This is a genomic window from Alistipes provencensis (genome assembly GCF_900083545.1).
Lineage (GTDB): Bacteria > Bacteroidota > Bacteroidia > Bacteroidales > Rikenellaceae > Alistipes > Alistipes provencensis.
This window is the reverse complement of the sequence record NZ_LT559262.1, coordinates 1,255,487-1,281,959: the sequence shown is the minus strand read 5'-3', so window position 1 is coordinate 1,281,959 and position 26,473 is coordinate 1,255,487. Positions and strand designations below refer to the sequence as shown.

At 59.2% G+C, this 26,473-nt stretch carries 20 protein-coding genes; 11 read left to right on the top strand and 9 right to left on the bottom strand.

Features of this window, described 5'->3' with window-relative positions:
* Positions 1–31 precede the first annotated feature (31 nt).
* On the bottom strand, positions 32–583 hold the full coding sequence (locus BN5935_RS05070) for an RNA polymerase sigma-70 factor (protein ID WP_064976842.1): 552 nt from the start codon (positions 581–583) through the stop codon (positions 32–34).
* Between the two features lie 187 nt (positions 584–770).
* Here BN5935_RS05070 and BN5935_RS05065 point away from each other — a divergent pair, with 187 nt between their 5' ends.
* From BN5935_RS05065 to BN5935_RS05015, 11 genes are all read left to right on the top strand, one after another.
* Positions 771–1,118 (top strand): BACON domain-containing protein, encoded by a 348-nt coding sequence (locus tag BN5935_RS05065; RefSeq protein WP_064975162.1) that lies wholly within the window; start codon positions 771–773, stop codon positions 1,116–1,118.
* 34 nt (positions 1,119–1,152) lie between these two features.
* The gene (locus tag BN5935_RS05060) at positions 1,153–2,130 is read left to right on the top strand and encodes a FecR family protein (RefSeq protein WP_064975161.1); all 978 of its coding nucleotides are present in this window, start codon (positions 1,153–1,155) and stop codon (positions 2,128–2,130) included.
* Positions 2,131–2,231: 101 nt separating this feature from the next.
* Entirely contained in the window at positions 2,232–5,651 is a 3,420-nt protein-coding gene (locus BN5935_RS05055; protein ID WP_064975160.1) for a SusC/RagA family TonB-linked outer membrane protein, read from the top strand.
* A gap of 19 nt (positions 5,652–5,670) precedes the next feature.
* Entirely contained in the window at positions 5,671–7,056 is a 1,386-nt protein-coding gene (locus BN5935_RS05050) for a RagB/SusD family nutrient uptake outer membrane protein (RefSeq protein WP_064976841.1), read from the top strand.
* A gap of 25 nt (positions 7,057–7,081) precedes the next feature.
* Positions 7,082–9,097, top strand: coding sequence for a fibronectin type III domain-containing protein (locus tag BN5935_RS05045; RefSeq protein ID WP_064975159.1), 2,016 nt, complete (start codon positions 7,082–7,084; stop codon positions 9,095–9,097).
* Positions 9,098–9,106: 9 nt separating this feature from the next.
* Positions 9,107–9,973, top strand: a complete 867-nt coding sequence (locus tag BN5935_RS05040) for a sugar phosphate isomerase/epimerase family protein (protein ID WP_064975158.1) — start codon at positions 9,107–9,109, stop codon at positions 9,971–9,973.
* Positions 9,974–9,994: 21 nt separating this feature from the next.
* Positions 9,995–11,686 (top strand): DUF6528 family protein, encoded by a 1,692-nt coding sequence (locus tag BN5935_RS05035; RefSeq protein ID WP_235821014.1) that lies wholly within the window; start codon positions 9,995–9,997, stop codon positions 11,684–11,686.
* A gap of 95 nt (positions 11,687–11,781) precedes the next feature.
* On the top strand, positions 11,782–12,699 hold the full coding sequence (locus tag BN5935_RS05030) for a glycerophosphodiester phosphodiesterase family protein (RefSeq protein WP_064975156.1): 918 nt from the start codon (positions 11,782–11,784) through the stop codon (positions 12,697–12,699).
* Between the two features lie 4 nt (positions 12,700–12,703).
* Positions 12,704–14,074: an MFS transporter gene (locus BN5935_RS05025; protein ID WP_064975155.1), complete on the top strand. Its 1,371-nt coding sequence runs from the start codon at positions 12,704–12,706 to the stop codon at positions 14,072–14,074.
* The gene (locus BN5935_RS05020; RefSeq protein ID WP_064975154.1) at positions 14,071–15,153 is read left to right on the top strand and encodes an SGNH/GDSL hydrolase family protein; all 1,083 of its coding nucleotides are present in this window, start codon (positions 14,071–14,073) and stop codon (positions 15,151–15,153) included. The genes BN5935_RS05025 and BN5935_RS05020 overlap by 4 nt, the downstream gene beginning before the upstream one ends.
* A 77-nt stretch (positions 15,154–15,230) precedes the next feature.
* Complete coding sequence (locus BN5935_RS05015; protein WP_064975153.1) at positions 15,231–16,235, top strand: aldo/keto reductase; 1,005 nt, start codon at positions 15,231–15,233, stop codon at positions 16,233–16,235.
* A gap of 58 nt (positions 16,236–16,293) precedes the next feature.
* Here BN5935_RS05015 and BN5935_RS05010 read toward each other — a convergent pair whose 3' ends face one another.
* The 8 genes from BN5935_RS05010 to BN5935_RS04975 form a co-directional block, all read right to left on the bottom strand.
* Entirely contained in the window at positions 16,294–17,073 is a 780-nt protein-coding gene (locus BN5935_RS05010; protein ID WP_064975152.1) for a class I SAM-dependent methyltransferase, read from the bottom strand.
* A 261-nt stretch (positions 17,074–17,334) separates the two neighbouring features.
* Positions 17,335–17,961, bottom strand: a complete 627-nt coding sequence (locus BN5935_RS05005) for an outer membrane beta-barrel protein (RefSeq protein ID WP_064975151.1) — start codon at positions 17,959–17,961, stop codon at positions 17,335–17,337.
* 26 nt (positions 17,962–17,987) lie between these two features.
* On the bottom strand, positions 17,988–18,629 hold the full coding sequence (locus tag BN5935_RS05000; protein ID WP_064975150.1) for a DUF4136 domain-containing protein: 642 nt from the start codon (positions 18,627–18,629) through the stop codon (positions 17,988–17,990).
* A gap of 204 nt (positions 18,630–18,833) precedes the next feature.
* Positions 18,834–20,078 (bottom strand): glycoside hydrolase family 5 protein, encoded by a 1,245-nt coding sequence (locus BN5935_RS04995; RefSeq protein WP_082944033.1) that lies wholly within the window; start codon positions 20,076–20,078, stop codon positions 18,834–18,836.
* Complete coding sequence (locus BN5935_RS04990; protein ID WP_064975148.1) at positions 20,078–21,877, bottom strand: glycoside hydrolase family 2 protein; 1,800 nt, start codon at positions 21,875–21,877, stop codon at positions 20,078–20,080. The genes BN5935_RS04995 and BN5935_RS04990 overlap by 1 nt, the downstream gene beginning before the upstream one ends.
* 5 nt (positions 21,878–21,882) lie before the next feature.
* Complete coding sequence (locus BN5935_RS04985) at positions 21,883–22,785, bottom strand: glycosyl hydrolase (protein ID WP_064975147.1); 903 nt, start codon at positions 22,783–22,785, stop codon at positions 21,883–21,885.
* Positions 22,786–22,810: 25 nt separating this feature from the next.
* Positions 22,811–25,498, bottom strand: a complete 2,688-nt coding sequence (locus BN5935_RS04980) for a M26 family metallopeptidase (protein WP_064975146.1) — start codon at positions 25,496–25,498, stop codon at positions 22,811–22,813.
* A gap of 21 nt (positions 25,499–25,519) precedes the next feature.
* The gene (locus BN5935_RS04975; protein ID WP_064975145.1) at positions 25,520–26,473 is read right to left on the bottom strand and encodes a PKD domain-containing protein; all 954 of its coding nucleotides are present in this window, start codon (positions 26,471–26,473) and stop codon (positions 25,520–25,522) included.

The following is a 26,473-nucleotide window of genomic DNA, read 5'->3' as shown; positions in this document are numbered from 1 at the left end:
ACCCCGCCCTTTTTATTTACGCCCGGATCGGCTACACGAAGAAGACCATCGCCGAAAGGAGCTTGCGCAATTCGGCCAGCGCCCCGGAAATATGGTATTGCACGGTCTTGGGACTGATATTGAGCGCCTCGGCAATGTCGTTGTAGGACATGTTCTCATAACGGCTCATGCAGAAAACCCGGCGCCGCTGCTCGGGCATGTTGCGGACGGCCACGTCGATCATCTCCAGCAGATCGTCCGTCGACACCCGATTTTCGGTTTCGGGAACAAGCGGATTCTCCCCGGTCCCGACCTGCGTCTGGTACTTGTACCGGACCTGCCGGTACTTGAAGGCATTGAAAATGGCATTGCGCGTCATGCGGAACAGATAGCCCCGGAACGAAAGTATCTTCCCCATATCCCGGCGCTGCTCCCAGATCTTGAGGAAAATATCATGTGTAACATCCTCGGCATCAGTACTGTCCTTGAGAAGCCGGAAAGCGAAATCGCGGACTTTGGAGGCATAGCGCAGGTAGAGGATATCCAATGCTTCAGAGTCCCCGTCCCTCAATTTTTTCAGGATGATATGTTCGTCACTGTCCATGGTCGGCTGGTGCAAATATAGATTTAAAGCGAATAAATCAAAAATCTTTTCATCTTTTTTCACTGCTTTTTAACAGATCACCGGAAAAATAAAAAAAATTGTACGAACTGACTGGCAATAACCGCCGGTCAGTTGTCTTATTAATGGAACCGGTCCGAAAACAACCTTTTAACTTTAAAAACTGAAGATGAAAAAACAGCTACTATTCATTGCGTTCCTGTTATGCGCATGTCTGGCGGGCAGTTGCAAGGACGACGATCCGGCCGCACCCGACAGCCTCTATATGTACAGCACGTCGGCGACCGTGGAAGCCGGCGCCGGCACGCAATCCGTGACGATCTTCACCACCTGCGCATGGGAGGCGTCGGGTGACGACTGGGTCACGATCGAACCTCTCTCGGGAGGCGAAAAGGGTATTTTCGCCGTCCACCTCAGCTTCGGAGCCAACGACACGGGCTCTCCGCGCACCGGCAGCGTCGTTTTCAATGCCGGGACCTACTCGGAAACCTACACCTTGACCCAGAAAGCACAGTAACCGCAGCGGATACCTTCCCTAAAACCGGCACACGATGAGCAAAACGGAGCGCAAGCGCATTATCGACTACCTATTCCGCCACCCGGACACTCCCGAAGATATCCGGCTTCAGTTCGAACGCTGGATGCTGGCCCGGGAGCAGGAACCCGAGATCGACGAGATCCTGTGGGAGATATGGAACACGCATACCGCACCCGTCTCGGAAGAGGAGGACCGCAAGGGGCTCGAACGCCTCCGGGCATCGCTCCGTGCGAGCCGGGTCCGCACGCTACCCCGTCGCGTCCTGCGCTATGCAGGCATGGCCGCTGCCGTGGTGCTGGTATTCCTCGGAGGCTATTTCTCCGCCACGCAGATGCTCCGCCCCGTGGAGGAAGTCACGTTGCTGACGGCCAAGGGACATGTCGGGGAGTTCACCCTGCCCGACGGAACGAAGGTGTGGCTCAACGGCGAAAGCCAGTTGAAATACAATGCGGAATTCTCGGGCAAAACGCGTGACGTGGCCCTCTCGGGCGAGGCGTTCTTCGAAGTCCGGAAAGACTCATTGCGGCCGTTCCGCGTCAGCATGAACGACCTCAAGGTCGAAGTGCTCGGCACCTCGTTCGACGCCATGAGCTATTCGTTCGGATCGAGCGAGGAGGTCGTGCTCAAGACCGGCTCGGTAAAAATCTCCGGCGAACACCTCCGCAAGCCCGTGCTGCTGCGCCCCGACGAGAAATTCGCACTCGACCGCCGCTCGAAACGCGCCTTCGTCGAAAAGGTCGACGCCCGGAACTACAGCCAGTGGTTCTCGCCGCGTCTGATCTTCGACAACACGCCGCTCCGGGACATCATCACGAATCTCGAACGAAGGTACAATATCGAAATATCCCTCTCGGCGAACATCTCGCCTGAAAAACGGCTGTCGCTCGTCGTCTGCCACGAGCCGCTGGAAGACCTCATGGAGGTAATGTCCTCACTGATGTCGATCCGCTATCGCATAGACGGCAACCGCGTACTGATCATGAAGAGATAAAACACGGTAACATAACGAGTTACTTCCGGCGTCTTCCGTAAAGAGAGGCTCCGGCATACCCTCCATTTGAAAAATCGAACCAAACACAAACCGAAACTATTATGAATGAACTCAACGTTTTGAAAAGGATCTGCCGGCATCTGCTTCTGGCGATTCTCCTCTGCGCGGTGTCGGCCGCCACGGCTTCGGCTCAGGTGCCGACCGTCACCGTCGACGCGAAGGACGTTACCATCAAGGAGCTGTTGCAGCGCATCGAAGCCAACAGCCAATACACGTTCGCCTATGTCGACGCCGACATCAACCCCGACAAACGGGTGTCGGTAAAAGCTGTCAACCGCAGCATCGCCTCGATCATCGCCGAGGTGCTTCCCAATGTGAACATGGAAGTTAAGGGCCTGAAAATTGTCCTCACAGCCAAACGGGGGGGGGAATTTCAGACCCGCAAACCTGCTGACGCCGGCCGCACGGTCAGGGGTCTCGTAACCGACGAGAGCGGAGCACCCGTCATCGGCGCCACCGTCATCCTCAAGGGTACCACGACCGGCACGGCGACCAACGCCGCCGGCGAATACGCGATCGACATCCGGCAGGCCGATGCCGTGCTCGTCTTCTCGCTCATCGGCTACAACAAGGTCGAGGTGGCGCTCTCCGACGGACAGACCGAGGCCGACGTCACGCTGAAAAGCGAGGCGATCGCCATGGACAACGTGGTGGTCGTAGGTTACGGCGTCCAGAACAAACGCGACGTGACGACGGCCATCTCGTCCATCAAGGCCGAGGATTTCGCCGGCATGCCGACGGCCGACTTCCGCGACGCCATGGCGGCCAAGATGCCGGGCGTGCAGGTACTCACGCTGGGCGGACAGCCCGACGGCAACGTCTCGATCCGCATCCGCGGCATCCAGTCGGCGACCTCGGGCAACGACCCGCTCTACGTCATCGACGGCGTCCCGTGCGACGCCCGCGCCTTCTCGAACCTCGAAAGCAGCGACATCGAGAGCCTCGAAGTGCTCAAGGACGCTTCGGCCGCGGCGATCTACGGTTCGCGCGGCTCGTGCGGCGTCATCCTCATCACCACCAAGCGCGGTCAAGGAGAACGCCCCGTCGTAAGCTACGACGGCCAGTTCAGCGTCTCGAACGTTTCGAAAACGATCGACATGCTCAACGCCTATGAGTTCGCCCAATTGTACAAGGAGGCCCGCGACGGCTCCTACCTGTTCAGCGTCCCGACGGGTTCGATCGACGATCCTTACGAAAGCCGACCCGAGACCTACCACCGCGTCGACCCGCTCATCACGGCCTACCTGCAGGACAAGACCGGCACCATGACCGACACCGACTGGCAGGACGCCATCTTCCGCACGGCGCTGTCGCACAAGCACTCCGTATCGGTATCGGGGCGCACCAAGACGCTGGGTTACTACATCGGCGCCAACTACCTCTACCGCGAGGGTACGATCATCGGCTCGGACTTCGAACGCTACAGCCTGCGGGCCAACATCGACGGCAAGCGCAACCGGCTGAAATACGGCGTCAGCTTCTCACCCTCCTACTCGAAGACCAACTACATCTCCTCCGACACGCAGTACAACGGCGACGGCGTGATCGCCTCGGCGCTGATGGCACCCCCGGTCTTCCCGGTCTACAACGCCGACGGCTCCTACAACTGGGATGTAAACGGATTCCTGCGGGCCAACACATGGGATACGCAGGTGAACGAGGTGCTCAATCCCGTGGCGCTGGCACTCGAGATCGACGACGTACGCGAGAAGATCAACATTCTGGGCAACGCCTATGTCTCCTACGAGTTCATCAAAGGGCTGGAATACAAATTCACCGCCGGCGGCGACTACTACTCCTACATCCGCAACTACTACCGCCCGTCGTATATCCCGCTGCGGGGCATGAAATACATCGACGCCCCGTCGGACCCCAAGGCGCAGAACAACATGAACTCCTATTTCCACTGGACGCTCTCCAACCAGCTCTCCTTCAACCGCACCTTCGGCGACCACTCGGTCAATGCCGTGGCGGTCTACGAAGCCGAGAAACAGAGCATCCAGACCTCGCAGATCGTGGGCACCGGCACGGCCGGCGACGACAAGATCCGCACCACCAAGGGCAAGACCCTCGATCTGGACAACACCTACAACAACAAGTACGCCTACACGTTCGCCTCGTGGCTCGTGCGTGCTCAATACTCCTACAAGGGCCGTTACATGGTTTCGGCGTCGATCCGCGGCGACGGCTCGTCGCGCTTCGCCCCCAATACCCGGTGGGGTTATTTCCCCGCGGCCTCGGTAGGCTGGCGCATGAGCGACGAGCGTTTCCTGCGCAACGTAAAATGGCTCGACGACCTGAAAATCCGCGCCAGCGTAGGCCAGACCGGCAACGCCCAGATCGGCAACTCGGAATATCTGGCGCTCTACGGCACGACGAACATCGACCTCGGCAACGGACTCACCTCGCAGGTCTATCCCTCGCAGATCGCCAACAACGACTTGGGCTGGGAGAAGAACACGCAGTACAACATCGGCCTCGACGTCAGCCTTTGGCGCGGCACCCTCGGATTCACCGCCGACTATTACTATTCGAAGACCACCGACATGCTCTTCGACGTTCCGGTTTCGTCGGTGTCGGGACTCACCTCGTCGAATGTCAACATCGGCTCGATGCAAAACCGGGGTATCGAGCTGGCGCTCACCTCGCGGCGCAGCTTCGGCGACTTCTCCTACGCCTTCGCGGCCAACTGGTCGCTCAACCGCAACAAGGTGCTGAGCCTCGGCGACGAGAACGCCGACATCATCAAGGAGTCCTCCTATGCGGGCGGCTACTACCTCACGCGCGTCGGCCAGCCCGTCGGCTGCTACTACCTGCTCGTACAGGACGGCATCTTCCATAACCAAGAGGAGCTGAACTCCTACCCCCATTTCGACACCACGCAGGTCGGCGACTTCCGCTTCGTCGACGCCAACGGGAACGGCATTCTTGAGAAAGACGCCGACCGGGTGATCGTGGGCAACTACATGCCCGACTTCTACTACGGCTTTTCGGTCAACCTCTCCTACAAGGGATTCGATCTGGCCGCCAACTTCCAAGGTGTCTACGGCAACGAGATACTCAACCTCGAACGCCGCTACCTGCTCAACATGGAGGCTTCGTCGAACATGATGAAGGAGTCCCTGCAGCGCTATCCCTACGGCGAACTGAACCGCGCGACCCGTAAATCGAGCGGCAACAACGGCGCCTGCACCTCGACGTTCCACCTCGAGGACGGCTCCTACCTGCGCCTGCAGAACCTTTCGCTGGGCTACACCTTCCCCGACCGCTGGACCCGCAAGGCCGGCATCTCGAAGCTGCGCATCTATGTACAGGGGTCGAACCTCTTCACATGGACCGACTATTCGGGCTACAACCCCGAGGTCAACAAACGTTCGACGGACGCCCTGCGCCCGGGCGAAGACTACTGCTCCTACCCGCTGTCGCGCACGTTCAGCGTCGGTGTGAACTTCAACCTGTAATCAAAAAATGACGATGACCATGAAACTGAAATATTTTCTTCTCCCGGGTCTCCTCGCACTGGGCCTGAGCTCGTGCGGCGAAGGGTTCTTCGAACAGTACCCGAGCAACAACATCACCGAGGGCAATTTCTACAAGACCGACGACGATTTCAATCAGGGCGTCGTGTCGTGCTATGCCAAACTCAAGACACAGATGAGCTTCCACCTCACGGAAATCGGCTACCGCAGCGACGAGAACGTCCTCGAATCGATGGCCGTGTCGACACAGGACCGTTACGACATCGACCACTTCGCCGAGACGCCGAGCAACGGCATCCTGAGCGACATCTGGAACGCTTGGTACAACGGCATCTACCGCTGCAACGACGTACTCGACCACATGGCCGGGGCGAAGATCGCCAACTACGACAAATACCGCGGCGAATGTCTCTTCATGCGGTCGTGGTGGTATTTCAACCTCTACCGGGTTTTCGGAGTGGTTCCCATCACCCGCACCGTAGTGGCCCCGGCGGCCGCCAAGCTCATCCCCCGCTGTACGGAAGAGGAGATGTACACCCTGCTGACCGAAGACCTCGCCGAAGCCGCCCGACTGCTGCCGTCGACGCCCGGCGCCGAGAAGGCCCGCGTGGCGAACATCGCGGCCTACACGCTGCTGGCGAAGGTCTACCTCACGTTCGGAAAGCCCGCCGAAGCCAAAACGGCTCTGGAAGAGGCGATGAAAAACACGGCTTACGGGCTGGAATCCACGACGAAAAAAGCCTTCGACGTGGGCAACAAGATGAACAAGGAGATCATCTTCGCACTCTACTACAACAAGACCAACGACAACGGCCACGGCTACTGGTACAGCGCCAACACCGACGTAATGGCCGATATCCGGAACCCGACCCCCGAGTTCAAGGCGATCTACGGCGACGGGGACAACCGGCTGGCGCTGATCGGTACCTATACCAAAATTTCGAGCAACCTCTTCGCCATGACCAAGTGGTACGACACCTACGACGCGACCTACACGACGCAAGTGGGCAACGACTTTCCGCACCTGCGCTATGCCGACGTGGTACTGATGTACGCCGAGGCGCTGGCCGAATCGGGCGGCAGTCTGGGCGATGCGCTGACGTGGCTCAACAAGACCCGCACACGGGCCGGGCTGGACGAGCTGACGACCGACGAGGTCAAGAGCCTTGCGGAATTCCGCAGCGAACTGGCCGCCGAACGGGGCCGGGAGTTCGCCCTCGAAGGCCACCGCTGGTTCGACCTCGTGCGGCTGGGACTGGCCGTCGACTATTTCCGCGGACTGGGCTACTCGCTCGATTCGCACAACCTGATCTTCCCGATCCCGCAGGACCAGATCGAGATCGTCAACAACCCGTCGATTCTGTGGCAGAATCCCGGTTTTAATTAATCCAACACTTTAAGTCAGAACAAGCATGAAAAAGATAATCAACCTTTTGCTGATATCGTTCATCGCCTCCTGCCTCACGGCATGCTGGAGTGAAGACATCCCCGAAACCGGAGCGGCACGCCATCAGGTCACCGATCTCGTGGCCACGCCGGGCGACGAGGAGGTGCAGCTCGCATGGACCATGCCCGAAGGCTGGAACCCGACGGACTTCATCGTTTACTACACCAACGCCGAATCGGAGACGATCACCCTGCGCACGGACGGCATGACGAGCTATACGGTGGACGGGCTCGCCAACGGCACGCAATACACTTTCTATGTGCAGGCCGTCTACGGAAAACTGGTCTCGAACTACGTCACCGCCGTCTGCAAACCTGCGACGACGCGTTTCCCGGTCACCGACCTGACGGTCGATGCAGGCGATGGCTATGTGACTCTCGCATGGTCGAAGCCCACGACGACGGTGCTCTCCTACACGCTCTCCTATTACAACGAGGACAATCCCGACGACGTGCGACAGGAGTCGATCGACAAGGACGCAACGACCGTCACGCTCGACGAGCTGGTCAACGACAAGAACTACTACTTCTCGCTGGTGGCCAACTATGCCAAGGGCGCTTCGGAGCCCGCCAGCGTCAAGGCAATGCCGAGTCTGGCGATTCCCTATATCCTCGACCGCGACAAGGCTGCCAAGAACCAGCCGATCACCTTCTCGTTCAACACCGCAGACTATCCGACGGCCACCGACATAAAATGGACCTTCCCGGGCGACGTCGTGAAAGAGGGAACCGTCGTGAAATACGGACTGGGGTCGGTGGGCACACAGACCGTGAAGCTCAACGCCACGATCGACGGCAACCTGCGCACATGGACCCTCGAGGTCGAGATCCGCGAATACGTCATCTACAGCACCGACTGGGCGCAGGACGGTTCGAACTACAACGGTTTCAAAGGTTCCTGCCCGGTATTCTCGCCCGACGGAAAGACGGTTTACATCGTCACCTTCAACAAGGTCTCCGGACTCTATGCGTTCGACCTTGCCACCGGCGAAGAAAAATGGCGTTACGTCCCCTCCGCCAAGGCGAGCAGTTACAACATGCTCACCGTAAACCCCGTAACGGGCGACATTTACTACGGTACGCAAACCGCCGGGCAATTCTACGCCGTCACGCAGGAAGGCGAGCTGAAGTGGACCTTCACCGAAGCCGGTTCGATGCAGAGCGCATCTCCGGCCGTCAATGCCGCCGGAACGGTGGTCTACATCTGCGACAAGTTGGGTAACGTGTTCGCCATAGATGCGGCATCGGGACAGAAGATCTGGAGCTTCGCCGCCGGCACCGCCGGAGGCGGCCTGCTGGTCAACGGCAGCGAACTGCTGATCGGGGCGGGTACCAGCGCCTATTTCCTCAATATCGAGACCGGCGACCAGATTGCCAAGGTGGCACTGGGCTGCGAGATGTCCGATATCACCGGATTCGCCGTCAGCAACGACAAGACGCTGGCCTATTTCGGAGCGAAAAACGGTTACATCGGAGCCGTCGACCTGACGACGCACACCGCAAAAACCCCGCTGCTGACCACCATGACCAATCCCAACACCGTCTACGAACCCGTCGTGGCCCCCAACGGAAGCATCTTCGCCGGTTCGAAAAACGGCTCGGTCTACAACGTGAAAGGCGACCTTTCGGCCGTGAACTGGGAATATGTCCACAACGGCAGCCCCCTCGCCAACGCCTTCAACTATGCCCACCCGTGCGTCGACAGCGAAAACCGCTTCTACATCACTTCGGGACAGACCTCTAACACGACCTACATCTTCGACGCCAACGGCAACGTGGTCGATTCATGGACTTACGAGAGCGGCGACAACAACCAGAAGCAGATGGGCGGCAACAACTACCTCGACGGAGTCATCTATTCGGCTCTCATCGGCGGATCGAGCAAGAACGGCATTTTCGTCGGCAAGTACGTCGGCGGCGAGCGGGCCTCGAGCTGGAGTACCCACGGCGGCGACATCTGCGGATCGTGCTGCGTAAAATAGGACGAAACGATGAAAAAACTACTGTTCATAACGATAGCCTTTCTGCTGGCCGCCGGGGCTGCCCGGGCCGAATACCCCATAGGCGTATCACTCGGCATGGTAAAGGTGCCCGAGCCCGAAAAACTCGCGCAGATCAAAGCCGCGGGCATCGACCATGTGGAGGTCGTCTTCAACTATTTCTGGCGCAACGCCCCCGAAAACGAGTGCTACACCCGGGCCTACCGCGTCAAGGCGATGCTCGACGAAGCGGGACTCGGCGTCTGGTCGTGCCACCTGCCCTTCAGCCGCACGCTTGACATCTCGGTACTCGATCCGCAACTGCGCGAAGAGAATGTCCTGCTGATGGAGCGGATGATCCGTCTGGCGGAGATTTTCCACCCGCAGCGACTGGTGCTGCACCCCAGTTCGGAGCCGATCACCGACGAGGAACGCGAAACCCGCCTGCAAAACTCCGCCAACTCCATCGGCCGCCTCGCATTGGCCGCCAAGGGGATCGGCGCGGTGCTCTGCATCGAGAACCTGCCCCGCACCTGTCTGGGATGCGACTCGGGTGAGATCATGCGGCTGATCGGAGACTTTCCCGAAGTGATGGTCTGTTTCGACTCGAACCATCTGCTTCAGGAGGAGCACGCCCATTTCTTCGAGACCGTGGGCAACCGGATCGGCACGATCCACGCATCGGACTACGATCGCAAGGACGAGCGGCACTGGCTGCCGGGAGAGGGCGTCATCGACTGGACCGACTTCCTCCGCCGCCTGCGCGCATCGGGTTACGAAGGCGTCTTCATGCACGAGGTCCGCGCCGGAGAGAACGCCACCCCCGCAAACGTCGTAAAGGCCTACAACGAGGTCATTCTCGGCAAAAAGAAAAAATAACCCTCAAAAATGCATAAAACGATGAATAACCTGAAATTCCATCTGCTCCGGGTCTTGCTGCTCTGCGTCGGAACGGGATTCCTCGCCATGGGCTGTTCGAACGACGACGACGATTCGCCCCGGGAGCTCGCCTCGAAAATCACCCTGACGCTGTCGAAATACCACAACGACAAGGGTGCGACGACATTGCCCACTTGGAACAGCAACGACAAGGCCGGCCTGTTCATTGCGGACCAAAGCGCCCCGGAAGCCGTATACGCCGCACCGATCCTGTCGGGATCGCAGAAATCGCTCTTCCTCTTCACGCTCAACGCTCCGGAACACGCGGCCTCGACCGTCGTGGCCTTCTGGCCCTCGGACGCCGCCGTCCGATGTGAAAACGGCATGCTGAAAACCGTCGTCCCGACGGCACAGACGGGAGCCGTCTCCCCGGTTCTGGCCGGTAAAGCCACCGCGCGCCTCAATGCCTACGAGGGTTGCAGCATGGAACTCTCGAACCTCTTCTGCACGATGTATGTCAGCGTAAAGAAGGGCAACTACTCGATCAGCAAGGCCGTCGTGAAGGCCAACGGCGGCGAGGCCATCGCCGGGGACCTCACGGTCGGTGTCAGCGACTGGTCGTTCAGCGCCTCGGAGCAGACGATCACCGTGACGCTCCCCACGCCGCTCGACTGTTCGAAGGACGGACAGCTCATCCCGGTCATGATCGCCCCCGTGACCCTGTCGCAAGGGTACACCGTGACCCTGACCGACACCGACGGCAACTCGTTCTCGGTCGGCAGGACCGACGCCGTGAACCTCGAAGCCGGCGGCAAGCACGACACCGACGACGCCCAGTCGAGCTATGTGACCGAGCTGATCTTCTGCGGCGACAACATGGTCTACATGATCGACGCCGGACTGGCCGACGAGACCACCTACAAAGATGCAATTACATGGAGCTGGGATGCGACCGCGGCCGCTTCGACACTCGGGCTGGCCGAGAACCGATGCAACCACCTCGACGACTGCAAGCCGGTGGACAACGGCAAGAAACTTCTGTGTACCAGTTCATACAACTGGTGCGTGTTACTCGACATCGCCACGAAAGAGATCCTCTTCCACACCACAGCCACGCCCAACGCCCACTCGGCCGAACTGCTGCCGAACAACCGTCTGGTCGTGGCCTGCTCGGAAGGAAGCGGCTCGGGCAACAACTCGGTGCAGCTCTATGACATTTCGCAGCCCAACCAGATTCTCTATCAGTCGGCACTCGGCTCGGCGCACGGCGTGGTATGGAACGAGACGACGCAGCGGCTCTATGCCATCGGCGGCCAAAGCCTGCAAGTCTACAAGCTCAAGGACTGGGAGACGGCATCTCCGTCGCTCGAATTGGAAAAGACCGTACAGACACCCCAAGGCGGCCTGCACGACATGAGCTACGTCAATTCCAACACGCTCTGCATAGGCGGCCGCCGGGCCTATCTCTACGACATCGGGGCCAACCAGTTCACCGAGATGACGCTTTTCGCCGCTTCGACAGCGATCAAGTCGATCAACTACAACGACGAGACGGGTGAACTGTGGTACACGGACTCCACCAACCCCGAGGGCTCGCAATCGTGGTCGACGCAGACCATCCGCTACGCTACGGATAAAAATGCCTCGACGGAGACGCGGACGATCAAGGTTCCGGACTTGGACATGTACAAAGTCCGCGTCATGAACTGGTAACAGAGATCAATTCCGGGGGAAGATCGTGTATGTCCACGCGAATACACGATTTTCTCCATATATTTGCGTTTCATTGACACCAACCCAAACAATCCATGAAAAAACTGCTTATTCTTCTTTCAGGACTGCTGCTTTTACAAACCTCCTGTTCACACTCCGCATCCGTTCCGGGAAACCATGCCGATTGGGTTGTCTCGGAGCTCCACGACCCCTCCTCGGACAAGGTGCTTGTCGCCTGCCACCGCGGCGATTGGCGCAACTGGCCCGAGAACTCGCTTCCTGCGATCGAATCGGTGATCGACATGGGCGCCGACATCGTGGAAATAGATTTGGCGCTGACTTCGGACAGCGTGCTGGTCGTCTGCCACGACCGGACGCTGAACCGCACCACCACCGGTAAGGGACTTATCGCTTCCATTCCCTACGACTCGATCCGCCACTGCTATCTCAAATCGGGCCACGGCGTTGCCACCTCACACCGGATGCCGACGCTCCGCGAAGCGCTCGAAGTCTGTAAGGACCGCATCGTTGTGAATATCGACAAAGGCTACGATTACTACGACCTTGCGCTGGCCGTCACCGAAGAACTCGGCGTCACGGAGCAAATACTCATCAAGGGCAAACGCCCCACGGATATCGTTGCGGCAAAGTTCTCCGAATACCCCCGCAACATGATGTACATGCCCATCATCGACATACTCAAACCTAAAGGACAGGCGCTTTTCGCCGAATACCGGGACAAAGGCATCACTCCACTGGCTTACGAAATCTGCTGGTCGGAATACACGCCCGAGGTCGAGACCTGCATGCGCGAAGTCATCGCCGGCGGTTCGAAACTGTGGGTGAACTCCCTGTGGCCCTCCCTGAACGGCGGGCTTTGCGACGATGCCGCGATAGAAGGCGACCCGGCCGAGGTATATGGGAAACTGGTCGATATGGGCGCCACGCTGATCCAGACCGACCGGCCCGAACTGCTGATCTCCTACCTCCGCTCGCGCGGACTGCACGACTGACGCCATGAGCCGTATTACGGAATTCTACCGCATCAGCCCTGCGGCTCCTGCCCGGGAGCAGGACGAGGTGTCGCGTGACAAGTACTACCGCCGCCTGCGCCTGCAGGCATTCACCGCCGCAACGCTCGGATACAGTCTCTACTACGTCTGCCGCACCAGTCTCAACGTCATGAAGAAGCCCATTCTCGACAGCGGGTCCTTGGACGCATCGCAGTTGGGAGTCATCGGCTCGGCACTCCTCTTCGCCTATGCCATCGGCAAGTTCGTCAACGGATTCATTGCCGACTACTGCAACATCAAGCGCTTCATGGCCACGGGACTCATCGTCTCGGCCGCAGCCAATGCCCTGATGGGGCTCATGGGGCTCGCACATTCCGTAGTCCCAACGGCCGTGATATTCGTTGCATTCGCCGTGATGTGGGGACTGAACGGGTGGGCGCAGTCCATGGGGGCGCCTCCGGCCATCATATCCCTCTCCCGCTGGTATCCGCTCAAGGAGCGCGGAACCTACTACGGATTCTTCTCCGCAAGCCACAACCTCGGGGAGTTCTTCTCATTCCTTTTCGTAGGCTCCATCGTCTCCTTTGCGGGGTGGCAGGCCGGGTTCTTCGGATCGGCCGTGGCAGGAGCCATCGGCGTGGTGCTGGTACTCTGCTGGCTCCACGACACTCCGGAGTCGAAGGGACTGCCCCCGGTCGAGGCGCTGGCCCATGAAAAACCCGTCCCCGGAGCGGAGAAGTCCGTCAAAGAGATTCAGAAGCAGGTGCTCAGAACACCGGCCGTGTGGGTGCTGGCTGCGGCGAGCGCATTCATGTACATCTCGCGCTATGCCATAAACGGTTGGGGCGTGCTGTTCCTCCAAGAGGCAAAGGGATTCTCCGACGTCGAGGCCATCTCGATCGTCTCGATAAACGCACTGCTGGGAATACTCGGAACGGTACTTTCGGGGTGGTTCTCGGACAAGCTGTTCAAGGGCGACCGGAAGATTCCCGCGCTGCTGTTCGGCATACTGAACTCCGTGGCGCTGGCGCTGTTCCTATACGGCGGAGACGCCATGTGGGTGAACGTCCTCTCGATGGTGCTGTTCGGAATAGCCATCGGAGTGCTGATCTGCTTCCTCGGAGGATTGATGGCTGTGGACATCGTGCCGCGAAAGGCCACGGGAGCCGCGCTGGGGGTCGTGGGAATAGCAAGCTACATCGCGGCGGGCATTCAGGACGTAGCGTCGGGGTGGCTTATAGACAGGCACATCACCGTGGCGGCTGACGGCGCGAAGCACTACGATTTCGGGCCCGTGGCACTATTCTGGATCGCGGCATCCGTAATATCATTCCTGCTCCCGCTGGTGAACAAAAAACAAAAACCAGAAATATGAAAAAATTGATATATCCATTCCTCTGCCTGCTGATCCCGGCGATGGCAACCGCGGAGGAGACGCCGACAAAATATACGGATGCGGCAAGTCTCACGATCGTCGGCAAGGCCCAGCCCGGAGGTCCTGCATTCGAGCGCATCGAGGTCGCCCGCTACCCCGAGCTGACCCCGACGGTCACGAAATACTACCGCTATCCCACGGGGCTGGCCGTCGCGTTCCGCACCGACAGCCGCAACATCCGCGCCCACTGGACAACGGTCAACAAACAGGCGGGAGCGAATTCGACGCTCATTTTCCAACGGGGGCTCGACCTCTACATCCGCCGCGACGGCAAATGGGTGTTCGCCGGGGTCGGGGTACCGAAAAACACCGGAACGGAGCATGAAGCCCCGCTTGTGGAGAACATGGACACCACGATGAAAGAGTGTCTGCTGTATCTCCCGATCCACGACGGGCTCACCCGGCTCGAAATCGGGACCGACCAAGCCGCACGGCTGGAGGCAGCCCCCGATCCCTTCCGCCACCGGATCGTGGTGATCGGATCGAGCATCACGCACGGCTCCTCGGCAAGCCGTCCGGGAATGACCTACACCGCCCGGTTGGGCCGCACTCTGGGATTCGGATTCATCAACTTGGGAGCCAGCGGGCAATGCAAACTCGACGCCTTCTTCGCCCGCATCGCGGCGGAGACCCGGGCCGACGCCTTTCTGTTCGACGTCTTCTCGAACCCCTCGCCGCAGCAGATCGGGGAGCGGCTGGAGCCTTTCGTGCGGCGAATCCGCGAAAGCCATCCCACGACGCCGCTGATATTCATCCAGACTGCCGTCCGCGAAAGCGGGAACTTCGACCTCAGGAAGCGGGCGTTCGAAGCCGACAAGCGGGCCATAGCCCGGGAGGGGATGCAGAAGCTCCTGAAAACGGACCCGAACATCTATTTTATCGAGCCCGGCATGGATTTGGGTGACGACCACGAAGCGACCGTCGACGGCGTGCATCCCACCGACCTCGGGTTCGAACGCATGCTGAACCGGCTCACACCCCAGATCGCCCACATCCTCAAAAAATACGGGGTCGAGTAGGCCGGCAATCGGGTCCGGACCGAAGAACGGCTGCGAAAAAATCGTATCTTTGTCTCGGAACTTAAAATCGGACAGTTATGATCGAACCCGTTTACCAGCCGTCGCCGTCGCGTTACGAGGGCGGCATGACTTTCCGGCGCGCCGGACGCAGCGGCGTGCAGCTACCGGCCCTGTCGCTGGGCATGTGGCACAATTTCGGCAGCGAGCAGACCTTCTCCAAGGTTCAGGAGATGGCCCACTACGCGTTCGACCACGGAATCGTGCACTTCGACTTGGCGAACAACTACGGTCCGGCCTACGGAACCGCCGAGGAGAATTTCGGACGCCTGATGGAGCGGTCGTTCCGCCCCTACCGCGACGAAATGTTCATCGCCACCAAGGCGGGATACGACATGTGGCCGGGGCCTTACGGCAACTGGGGATCGCGCAAATACCTCATGGCGAGCCTCGACCAGAGCCTCCGACGCATGAAGCTCGACTATGCGGACGTTTTCTATTCGCACCGCCATGATCCCGAAACACCGCTCGAAGAGACGCTTCAGGCGCTGGTCGACATCGTCCGCAGCGGCAAGGCGCTCTATGTCGGGCTGTCGCGCTATCCGCTCGAAGCGGAACGTTTCGCGTTCCGTTATCTGGCCGAGCGCGACGTGCCGTGCCTGCTTTTCCAAGACAAATACAACCTTTTCAACCGCGAACCCGAAACGTCGGGCGTGCTGTCGCTGGCCGCCGAGTCGGGCTCGGGATTCGTGGCCTTCTCGCCGCTGGCGCAAGGGCTGTTGACCGGACGGTACCTCAACGGCATTCCGCAGGATTCGCGCATGGCCGAGGGCCGTTCGCTGCGGAGCGACGTGCTGACCGACGCCATGCTGACCCGCATCCGGGGGCTGAACGACCTCGCCCGCCGACGCGGGCAGACGCTGGCCGAGATGGCGCTGGCATGGCTGCTGTCCGACAAGCGCGTCACGTCGGTCATCATCGGGGCCAGTTCGACGGCCCAGATCGGGGACAACCTGCGGGCGTTGGAAAACGGCGCATTCTCCGACGAGGAGCTGGCTGAAATCGACGCCCTGTCGCGGGGATGATCCCAAGACGAAAAAAGAGAGGTCCGCTTTCATCGGAAAGCGGACCTCTTCGCGTCGGTTATTCCTCCGTTTTACGCCCTATATAGAAGACATAGCCGTAATACGAACCGTAGTCCCGGTAGTGCGCAGCCTCCTCCTGCATCAACTCGGCGAAGCGGATAGCCTGCGGGCTGTGCCCCTGCTCCTCCAGAAAGCCGGGAAGGCGGGCGGCCGCCAGAGCGAAGTAATTCTCCGTCCAGCAGTGTGCCGGAAGCGCGAAATGCGCCAGCGGAGCGTATCCCGTCTCTTCGAGGATACGGATCTTCGCCGAAGGGGTGTCGATATCGGGGAAATTCTCCCGGATGAACTTCGACTCCGGAAGGCGTGCGCCCGAGAGCCACGAGCACTCCGTGACGGCGATCACGCCGCCGGGTTTGAGGAAGCGCCGCCACTCGGCGAGCCCCCGTTCGAAGCCGATGTTGTAGATCGACCCCTCTGCCCAGATGATGTCGAACTCCCCATCCCGGAAAGGCAGGTCGTCCATCGACCCTACGAGGGCCGTGACCCGGTCGTCCAGTCCGGCGCGGCGCATACGCGCCTCGAGTTCTTCGATCATCTCGGGAAGCAGGTCCACGGCCGTGATCGTACCGTCGAGATGCCGGGCGAGCACCTCGGTCTGATGTCCGGTGCCGCAGCCGATATCGGCGATGCGGAGCCCGGAGCGCGTTTCGGGAAGGAATTCCAGTGCCCGGAGGGTCTGTTCGTCACCGCCGGGGCCCTGCCGTTCGAGGGCACGGAAAAAGCTGGCTATAAAGGAGAAATCGAATTCGAAGATCGGTTCTTTGTTTTCTTTGTTCATGGTTTCGGATGTTTGGGCCGTCTGTCGGACGGCTGAAAATAATATACGGAAATCTTACCGGACAGATTTGCCCGGATGTGCGAAGAAAACGGAATCCATTTCAAGGCATGGATTCCTACAATGCCGTATCCTTTTTAAACATCCAATGGTTTTGGTCCCGCAAGATAGGTTTTTAAAACGAAACGGCCAAATGCGGGAATGCGAAACGCCGGACCCTGTAAAAGAGTCCGGCGTTTCCGGTGAGGCGTCACCCGATGGGCGTCAGAATGAAATACCGACGCGAATACCGAAATTGTTGATGTTGTTGATCGAGTAGGTCAGCACATCGCCGCTGTTGGTGGCGTAGCTGTAATAGAGCGCCACATGGAAGCCCAGCCGGTAGTCGGGGCGCGGAAAGATCGACACGCCGATCTCCGGCGAAACGAAGAATCCCCATGTGTCGGTGTACTGCTTGATGACGTAGTAATAGGACGACATTTCCGCGTAACTGGCACCCAGCTTCAGACCCGCATAGGGCTGGAATACACTGTCGGTAAGCCAGTTGTAACGACCCGTAACACCGAACGGCAGTTGGAACAGGGCGTGTTTCTGGTTGGTGGTCAGCGCCGAGCCGTCGCCCAGATCGAGCGTCTGACGCGAAATGCTCTGCAGATTGGTCTGGTAGGAGATGAACGGACCCACGGTGATGGCCGGCGTCACGAAGTAGCCGCCTTCGAAGTTCATGCCCCAACCCGAGGTCTTGTCGGCGAAATCGGCTCCCAAAGGCACACCTACCTGCCAGTCGACGTTGATGTAGGTGTTGGGGAATACCTGCGCCTTGCCCGGCAGGGCCGCGGCGAGCATTACAGCGCAGAAAGCGATGGTTTTGAGGTATTTCGATGTTTTCATAATCGGACGATTTTTTTGCTGTTAAACTATTTTGCCAGATAAGGCGACTGCTCGAAGGCCTGCTCGACGCCGGCGATCGTGCGCTGTTGGTTGAGTTCCGCATCGGAAGTCAGCAGACCGCCGATGAAGCTGTCCCACACGACGGGCAGTTTCTTGCCGGTCTCCTGATCGGCCTCGAGGTCCAGCATCTCCAGCAGCAGCGAACCGGCCGTGTATCCGTAATAGACGCTGTAGGGGTAGTGCCAACCAACCCAGTCGCCCCAGTATCCGGGAGCCCAGTAGTAGGGGTAATACCACCACCAGTAGGGGTAGTCGTAGCCGACGAAGTAGGTTACCTTCTCGACATAGCTGAGCTGGATGCCCACGTTGGCGGCATCCTTGTCCTCGGTGCGCGTGTAACCCGCAGCGTCCATTTTGTCGACCACCGTTCCGATGATCTCCAAGGCGTCGGCGTCTTTCCAGTATTCGGTCTTGTCGCTGTTCCCGATCACGAGGATGCTGTCAGGAACATAGTAAGTGTCGATGGCGGCGAAATCGGTGTCGGTGTCATGGGCTGTGTAGACCAGATAATCCCGGTGAAGGTCCGACGTCGAAGGCTCCTTCTGACACGCGCAGAACGCAACTGCAATGAGTGCGAACGCAATGTAACGTAATTTTTTGACGTTCATGGTTGTTTAATTTTTTTGGTTTGCTGTCCCAACCGTCATTTCAAATTCCGTTCCTCGCGCGCGGGTTTCCCCGAACAGAGCCCGAATTGTATATAAAGAGACCGTTTTCCCCTGCCGCACTGCAACAAAAATGCCCCGGAATCATTCGAAGATTCCGGGGCGCTTTTTCGATTTAAGGATCAGGCCGTTATCCCAAGGAGGCAATTACGGGTTCAGTCCCAGCGCGGCGACATAGCCGTCATTCGGGCGGCAGTTCGCGAATTTGCAGTTTTCGAGGTAAACATCGAGGATGCGGCGCATCTCGGACTGATCGGGATGCACCTCGCGGATGAGGGCGTACTCGGAGCGGTCGGCGGCCAGAAAGTCGCAAATCTTCTGCCAGCCTTCGGGCATCGGCACGCTCACGAACGACCGCTGCGCATCGAGCCGCTTGTAGGTCCAGAAGGTCCAGCCGATATTCACCTCGTCGAGCGCCTTGCGGAAACTTTCGATCCACTCGTCGGTATTCTCGCCGGTCTCGCCCATGTACATCGGGCACTGCGACTTGTCGCGGAAAGCCATGAATCCCTTGAGCGAATTGACCGAAGGGGGACACTTGTAGATGTGGCATGTGAAGACCAGATTGTCGTCGAAAGTCCAATCGTCGTAGACTTTGAAGTTCGTGTTCCACTGCGCCCCGGCAAGGATCAGGATATGACGGGGGTCCACCTCGCGGATGGCCTTCGCCGTGCGGATCATCAACGGTTGGAGTTCGGCGTTCAGCTCCTCCTTGTCTTCGAAATAGTGGGCGATCGGCTCGTTCATCAGGTCATAGCCGAGGATCGTGGATTCATCGGCATAGCGGGCCGCAATGCTGCGCCAGACGGCAACGAAGCGCTCCTGCATCTCCGGACTGCGAAACAGCCACGGGTAGCCATACGAATCGTCGATATTGTCGCCGGTCTGCCCGCCCGGACAAGCGTGCATGTCGAGGATCAGCCGCAGTCCGGCATCACGGCACCATCCTACGACCCTGTCCACGAGGGCAAACCCCTCCTCCGGAGTGTGCAGCCCGAGATATTCTTCCCCGGTAAAGAGCTTGTAGTGGAGCGGCAGGCGCACGGTGGTAGCTCCGGTCGATGCTATGTAAGCGATATCCTCCCGCGTAATATAATTCTCGCGGAACGTGCGCCAGAACCGCTCCATGTAGGCCGGACCGACCAGCTGGCACAGTCCTTCGTGGATGCGACGGGGCGAGTTGGCGCTTTTGGGGAACTGAAAGAGGTAACCCTCCGGATTGAGCCAGTGCCCGAGGTTCGTGCCCCGGATTTCGAAGCGCTCCCCGTTTCCGTCGATCAGATTCACACCGTCGGTGCGGATGAAATCCGCCGACCCGTCAGCCCGGTCGCCGCATGCCACACAGCACAGCACGGCAAGAGAGAGGGTGAGGTGTTTGAGAATAGCAGCCATCATTTCGTTTTGTAATAGTCCTGAAGTACATAGAATGCCTGTTTGCGTTCTCCGCGGTCGGAGATGACCCCCTTGCGGTTGAACCCGTCCTGCGTCTGGGGCAGCAGCCGACGCGCCGAACGGAAATCCTTGAGCACCCAAGGCGAAATGCCCGAAACCGGAGGCATGCGTTCTTCGATCATCCGCAGAGTCCTGCGGTAGAGGTCGGCCTGATACTCCTCGGTCCAGATATCCGTGGCTTCGCCGTGCTTGCCGTAAGGCGCTCCGCCGCCGAACTCCGAGATCATGATCGGTTTCTCGTAGTCGATCTCCCAGCGCACACGGTCGAGTTTCTCGTTCGTCCCGTCGTACCAGCCCACATACTCGTTCAGGCTGATGATGTCGACATACTTGTTCATGTTATCCTGCACGGAGAGCACCTCCGGACTCTTGTCGTTGCGCTCCATGGCCATCGAGATCAGGCGCGTGGGGTCCTTTTCGCGGGCATAGGCGGCCAGCGACGACAGGAATCGGTCGCGGGCGTCACCGTGGGGCGTCTCGTTGGCAATCGACCAGATGATGACGTTGCAACGGTTCTGGTCGCGCTCGATCATCTCGTCCAACTGGTTCAGGGCATTTGCATAAACATCCCCGCGCTCCCAGAGGATCGTCCAGTAAACCGGAATTTCGCTCCATACCAGCAGCCCCATCCGTTCGGCCTCGCGTACCATCTGCTCGTTGTGCGGATAGTGGGCCAGACGAACGTAGTTGCACCCCAGTTCCTTGGCCCAGTTGAGCAGCGTGCGGTCCTCCTCAACCTTGGCGATACGCCCGTTGCGGAACGCCGCCTCCTCATGGATCGAGATGCCGCGCAGGAAAATGGGCTTGCCGTTGAGCAGGATCTCGCGGCCGCGGGTCTCGATGGTGCGGAATCCGACCTCGTCCTCCACCCGGTCATCGTCCGATGCGATCGTCACGGCGTAGAGCTTCGGCGATTCGGGCGACCAAAGACCGATTTTGGCGCGTTTCTCGAACCGCGCGATGCCGTCGGCGTCGGTCGTCCCCTGCAGGTCGATCTTCAGCCCGGGAATCGTCAGTCCGACACGCTGCCCGGCCTCTTTGCGGTTCATGTGCACGAAAGCCTCGACGGTATCGGCCGTGCCGGGTTTCAGCCGTAGGGTGTAGCTCTCGACAAAACGCTCGGGAACCGACACCAGCATCACGTCGCGCGTGACGCCGCCGTAGTTGAACCAGTCGCAGATGATGGTCGGCACCCGTTCGGGCAGCCGCTTGTTGTCCACGGCGACCACCAGCGTGTTCTCCCCGTCGCGGAGCAGGTCCGTCACATCGAAATTGAAAGGCGTATAACCGCCTTCGTGGTCGCCGACATGCTCCCCGTTGAGAAAGACGTGGGTGAGGTAGTTCGAAGCTCCGAAATAGAGGTAGTTCCGTTTCCCGGCCTCCCGGGCAGCCGTGAACTTGTGGCGCATCCAAACCATTCCTTCGTAATGGAAAAGCTGGTATACCTGCGTGTTCCAGTCGCCGGGAACAGCCATCACGGGTGAAAGGTCGAAGTCGTATTCCTTCCATGTGGTGACGTTGTCCACCTGCTTATCCTTGAAGAACCCGTTGGGATCGGGCCGGCGGCGGTAGTCGTAATAGCCGGTTTCGAGCGGGTCGGCGAAGTAATTCCAATACCCGTTCAGCGACTGAGTTTCACGTCCGTAGACGTTCTGGATCAGCGGGTCGAGCCCTTCGGTGCGCTGTCCGTAGGAAAGTGAGACCGACAGCAGGGCTGCCAGGATCAGTACTTTTTTCATGCGGTTTATTGATTCTTAAGCTGGATATTTTCATTGGGTTCGAGCGTGGCGTAATAGTCGCCCAGCGAGGTGATCTGTTCGTCGTCGCCGAAAAAGCGCGAGGTGATCAGGCCGATCATCGTCGGCGAAGCGCATCCGAACCACGAATAGCGGAACACTTCGTTCATTCCCTGATAAGCCGGCAGCAGCACCTTCATCTGGTCGAGTACGCGACTCTCAGTATAGCTGTTGTAGCCGTTGTTTTTGGCGTTGTCGTCGCGTGGAGCGAACTCGGTAATCCAGATCTTCTTACCGAATTTATTGTAAACGTCGCGGATCACCGACTGGTAATTCTGGGTCCCGATACCTGCATACATATGTACGGCAACATAGTCGCAGCGCAGTCCCCGCTGCGCGACACCGGCCATGAACTCATCGAGCCACGCCCGCGTGGGATACGACGGGGCCGGACTCACGAGTTTGATGCGGCTGTCGAGGTTTTTACAGAGGAACTCCCATTTTTCAAGGGCGTCGCTGACGCTCATGTTCGACTCCTCCTTCAGGTCGGGCTCGTTGAATCCCAGCACATAGAAAACCCGCCCCTCTTCGTAGAGCTTGTTGATCTTATCGCAGTTGTCTTTGGTGACCGACGAGGCTCCCCAGAACATCGGCACGAACTCCGCACCTTCGACCGCATTGCTCGGTTCGAGGCCCCAAGTATAGTACCAGTTGGCTTTCAGATCGACGAGTTTCTGCCCGAAGTCCAGCGTGTTGGTGCTCTGGCAGACGCCGCGCTTGGCTTTCGTGGCACCCGACATCCCGCCGTCGGGCTTATTGATGTCCTCGGGCAGGTCCGAGATCAACTGCTCCTTGGTGCACGCCGTAACGGCGCACACCAGAGCAACGAGGATAAACAGTATCTTTTTCATAATCAATCTTCTTGTTCGCGGTTAATTAGTTGATCTTCACGGCATCGTCACAGCCCGCCTTCTGTAGTTTCGGGGCCGAGGCCGCCGCGTCCCAAGTCCACACCGAGGAGAAGTCGTAGCCCAGTTCCTCGAACAGACTCTGCGTCGGTTCCTGCTCGGTTCCGTCCTGTCCATATGTGTCAGCATCCAGCGGTATGTAAGCCGACGCATCGGCATAGGAGACGTTCCAACGATAATTGGACGTAGCGGTAATGTCGCCCGAAGCCGTACCGTAAATGGCGAACCCGCCGGTCTGAACCGTCGTGGCAATCACGGCGCAACCGGTCGCTTTCGGAGCATTGCCGTTCTTCACGTTCACGATACCGGCCGTAAAGGAAGAACCCTTCGGACCGCCCGTAACACGGGCTCCGTAGACTACGCAGCGCACCACGTCGCCCTTCACCGCGGCCGAGATGCCTGCTGCAGCGGCCGTACTGGAAGACGACACGCTGACCGCCTGCACCGATCCGCCGACATAGCAGTCGCGGACCGAACAACATACGCCGCCGATGCCGCCCACGGCATTTCCGCCGCTGACACTTCCCGTAAAGGCACTCTTCTCAATGGTGATACCGCCGACGTAATCGCCGCTGACGGTCGCACCCTGCAAAGCACCGAAAATACCGCCGATCATATTCGAACCCTCGCCGGTCATCTTCACTTCGGCAGTCACCAGACAGCCCGTGATGATGTCCTTCGAATTCTGATTCGCATTGGTCTTGCGACCCAGAATACCGCCCAGTTTCGTACCGGAAATCGCACCGGAAATCGAGCCTTCGACCGTGGAATTGGACATGGTGACACCATTGGTCCCCTTGATGACACCGACCAGACCTCCCGTTGCGAAGTTCGAATTGGTGGTCATCGTGACGTTCACATAGCAGTTATCGATCACCGATTTGCCCTGCGCCTGTCCGGAAATGGCTCCGAAGCCCGTATCGCCTGACGACGCTCCCGACTCCGCCGACAGCGTACCTGTCACGGCCACTCCTTCGACATGTCCGTCGAGCAGATTGGCCACGGCTCCGCAGGCACTCTTTCCGGCAGAGATATTCACCCCGGAGAATTTCACGTTCTTCACCGTACCCGTAAGTGTCGCGACGAAAGGAGCCGTCAGCCCCTCGACCGTATGTCCGCCGCCGTCGAGCGAACCCGTGAACGAGGTAATGGTCTCCCAGTTCGAAACGGAGATGTTTTCCGTCAGTTTCACATGGGCAGCCGAGTAAGTATGCAGCGTCGCGGTGAACTGGTCGGCGTCGACCACCACATAGGGATCGCCTTCGATGCCCGAACCGCTTTCGTACATGTTCTTCGAAGAAACCGCAATGGAGTGCGTCGTTGAAGTCACACGGTCGCCGAGCGAGACCTGGAACGTTACGTCGCCGCCTGTGAAATCGGCTTCTTTGGTAACGGTGAAGTTCCCCGAAGCGTCGTCATAACTCCACGACGTGCCAGTCGCAGCCGGGTCGAACGTCACCGTCGCACCTTTGGTCACAAGCCCCAGCGACTCGGTGGCCGAATCCATGCCCATCGTGATGTTCACAGCGGTGGGAACCGTGCCGAATTCGATCACCCGGGCATCCTTACCCGTGCCTGAAGCGACGGATGCAGCGACGAAGTTCTCACCCTTGACCGTAACGGCCGTAACATCGGCCGTAAGCGAAGCCTCGCTGTCGGCAGCCAGTGCCGAAACATAATTACGGCCCGTGACGCTGCCGTCGAGAACCAGATTTTTAACCTCGGCACCCGCACCGACATGGGCGAAAAGGGCCACATAGTCCTCCGCCGGGCGGTCGAGCGCCAGCGTAATCTTACGGCCGTTGCCGTCGAGCGAGCCCGTGAAAGGCTGCGCCCCGGTACCGACGGGCGTCCAGTTGTTGTCGAGGACAACATCCGAAGTCAGGCGGAAAGCCCTGTCAAAGCCATAGCCGATCTTCTCCAGTTCGGCAGCAGAGGTAACCTCATAGGGCGACGCGACCGTACCCTCGCCGGCGGCGAATGCGCTGACGCGGATTTTGCGCACCTGCGGTGCTCGGGCACCGAACGACGCGGTCAGTTCCACCTCGCCGCCGAGGAAATTGGCGGCAGGGGTCAGCGTGACGCTTCCCTCGCCGGTAGCGGGGTCTGAAACGACGTTGACACGCAATCCGTCGGGAGTCGTTCCTGATTCGACAATCGCAGCCATTGTCGGGCTGACGGTGAAGGTGATGCTCTTGGGGGCGGTCAACCCGGCAAGCGGGGTCTGGTCGATCTCGAACTCGATGGATCCCGATGGATCCACATCCTCCAGCACGGCGATCTCGACGCTCGAAAGGTAGGTCTTAGCCCGGTATTCGATATTGAGCTGCAGGAAGGAGGTTTCAAGCAGCAGGGGCGTGCCTTTGACGACGACCGTCGCCTCACCCGCACCCGGCGCGAGGGCAACCTCCTGTGCGTCGATGCGCAGACCGTTGGTCTCGGGCGCACTGATGCGTGCCGTGCCGCCCTTGGCGTTTTCATAAGGAATCTTTATGCGGCAGAGGTCGGAGGTTTCGACACCCTGCACATAACTGCCTTCAGCGAGGCAGTTGGCCGTGTCGATGACCAGTTCGTCGAGGTAGTAGGACGAAGTGTCGTCGTCCGAACATCCCGCGGCCAGCACGACGGCACAAAGGATATAAAGCAGTTTTTTCATGATGACATTCGTTTTTGCGGGTTAATCCTTCGACCAGATCCACTCGATCGGATCGTTGTTCGACTCGGTCTCCTTGGTTCGCAGCAACAGTTGGCGCAGCGACAGTTTGCCGTCGATGGTCGACCACATGAAGACCTTCATATGGGTCTCCGAAATGGCCCGTACCTCATACTGCGTGTTCCAGCCGCAGAAATAGAAGAGGTAGCCGCCGTGGCCGGCATTGGTCGAGGGGAAGGAGATGTAATAGCGGCCTCCCGTCTGCGAAAGACTCCAGCCCATGTTCGAAGGCGGCGTACAGGTGACGATGTAGTCGTTCGTCGAGGCCAAGTTATAGGCCGTCGCGCTCCACGCCCCGTCGTTGTAAAGTTCCATGGCGGGCGTCATGTTGTTCAGCGTCGAGCTTTTGCCGTTGTTCACATAGGCGAAGCCCTGCCCGCGTTCGCTGTTGAGGATAAACGTCGCCTCGTCGTCATAGAGCTCGCAGCCGGCCTTTCCGTTCGGGCTGACGCCCCACCAGCGGTCGCTCACATTCTCGGGATTGAACAGGCCGATGTGATCCTGACGTTCGGCATCGAGCATCCATGTCTTGCCCTGCCCGCCGATCTCTCCGGCGATATAGGTATACATCGGATCGCTCAGCAGGAAGAGGTTTTCCGTCGTCACGGAGAGTTTCACCGAAACGTCGTTCGTCCGGCCGTTGTCGCCGTAGGCTTTCAGCGAGATCGTATAATCGCCCGGAAAAGGGTATTCGGCCATTACCGAATTGACTCCCGAAGCCGTATTGCCGTTGCCAAGGTCCCAGAATGCGATCACGTCGGTGCGGTTCGTGCGCAGCAGGTAGGTGTTCTGCACCTCGCCCGGGGTCACGACGATCTTCAGGTCGGAAACTCGTCCGTCGGGCAGTTCGGGGCGCTCGTCGATCGTGCACCCCACGGCCGCGAGCGCGATGGTCAGTATGCTGATTATTTTTTTCAT

What these genes read in the sequence shown, in the direction of transcription:
- BN5935_RS05070 (WP_064976842.1), bottom strand. Translation starts at nt 583, where the DNA reads ATGGACAGTGACGAACATATCATCCTGAAAAAATTGAGGGACGGGGAC.
- BN5935_RS05065 (WP_064975162.1), top strand. Translation starts at nt 771, where the DNA reads ATGAAAAAACAGCTACTATTCATTGCGTTCCTGTTATGCGCATGTCTG.
- BN5935_RS05060 (WP_064975161.1), top strand. Translation starts at nt 1,153, where the DNA reads ATGAGCAAAACGGAGCGCAAGCGCATTATCGACTACCTATTCCGCCAC.
- BN5935_RS05055 (WP_064975160.1), top strand. Translation starts at nt 2,232, where the DNA reads ATGAATGAACTCAACGTTTTGAAAAGGATCTGCCGGCATCTGCTTCTG.
- BN5935_RS05050 (WP_064976841.1), top strand. Translation starts at nt 5,671, where the DNA reads ATGAAACTGAAATATTTTCTTCTCCCGGGTCTCCTCGCACTGGGCCTG.
- BN5935_RS05045 (WP_064975159.1), top strand. Translation starts at nt 7,082, where the DNA reads ATGAAAAAGATAATCAACCTTTTGCTGATATCGTTCATCGCCTCCTGC.
- BN5935_RS05040 (WP_064975158.1), top strand. Translation starts at nt 9,107, where the DNA reads ATGAAAAAACTACTGTTCATAACGATAGCCTTTCTGCTGGCCGCCGGG.
- BN5935_RS05035 (WP_235821014.1), top strand. Translation starts at nt 9,995, where the DNA reads ATGAATAACCTGAAATTCCATCTGCTCCGGGTCTTGCTGCTCTGCGTC.
- BN5935_RS05030 (WP_064975156.1), top strand. Translation starts at nt 11,782, where the DNA reads ATGAAAAAACTGCTTATTCTTCTTTCAGGACTGCTGCTTTTACAAACC.
- BN5935_RS05025 (WP_064975155.1), top strand. Translation starts at nt 12,704, where the DNA reads ATGAGCCGTATTACGGAATTCTACCGCATCAGCCCTGCGGCTCCTGCC.
- BN5935_RS05020 (WP_064975154.1), top strand. Translation starts at nt 14,071, where the DNA reads ATGAAAAAATTGATATATCCATTCCTCTGCCTGCTGATCCCGGCGATG.
- BN5935_RS05015 (WP_064975153.1), top strand. Translation starts at nt 15,231, where the DNA reads ATGATCGAACCCGTTTACCAGCCGTCGCCGTCGCGTTACGAGGGCGGC.
- BN5935_RS05010 (WP_064975152.1), bottom strand. Translation starts at nt 17,073, where the DNA reads ATGAACAAAGAAAACAAAGAACCGATCTTCGAATTCGATTTCTCCTTT.
- BN5935_RS05005 (WP_064975151.1), bottom strand. Translation starts at nt 17,961, where the DNA reads ATGAAAACATCGAAATACCTCAAAACCATCGCTTTCTGCGCTGTAATG.
- BN5935_RS05000 (WP_064975150.1), bottom strand. Translation starts at nt 18,629, where the DNA reads ATGAACGTCAAAAAATTACGTTACATTGCGTTCGCACTCATTGCAGTT.
- BN5935_RS04995 (WP_082944033.1), bottom strand. Translation starts at nt 20,078, where the DNA reads ATGGCTGCTATTCTCAAACACCTCACCCTCTCTCTTGCCGTGCTGTGC.
- BN5935_RS04990 (WP_064975148.1), bottom strand. Translation starts at nt 21,877, where the DNA reads ATGAAAAAAGTACTGATCCTGGCAGCCCTGCTGTCGGTCTCACTTTCC.
- BN5935_RS04985 (WP_064975147.1), bottom strand. Translation starts at nt 22,785, where the DNA reads ATGAAAAAGATACTGTTTATCCTCGTTGCTCTGGTGTGCGCCGTTACG.
- BN5935_RS04980 (WP_064975146.1), bottom strand. Translation starts at nt 25,498, where the DNA reads ATGAAAAAACTGCTTTATATCCTTTGTGCCGTCGTGCTGGCCGCGGGA.
- BN5935_RS04975 (WP_064975145.1), bottom strand. Translation starts at nt 26,473, where the DNA reads ATGAAAAAAATAATCAGCATACTGACCATCGCGCTCGCGGCCGTGGGG.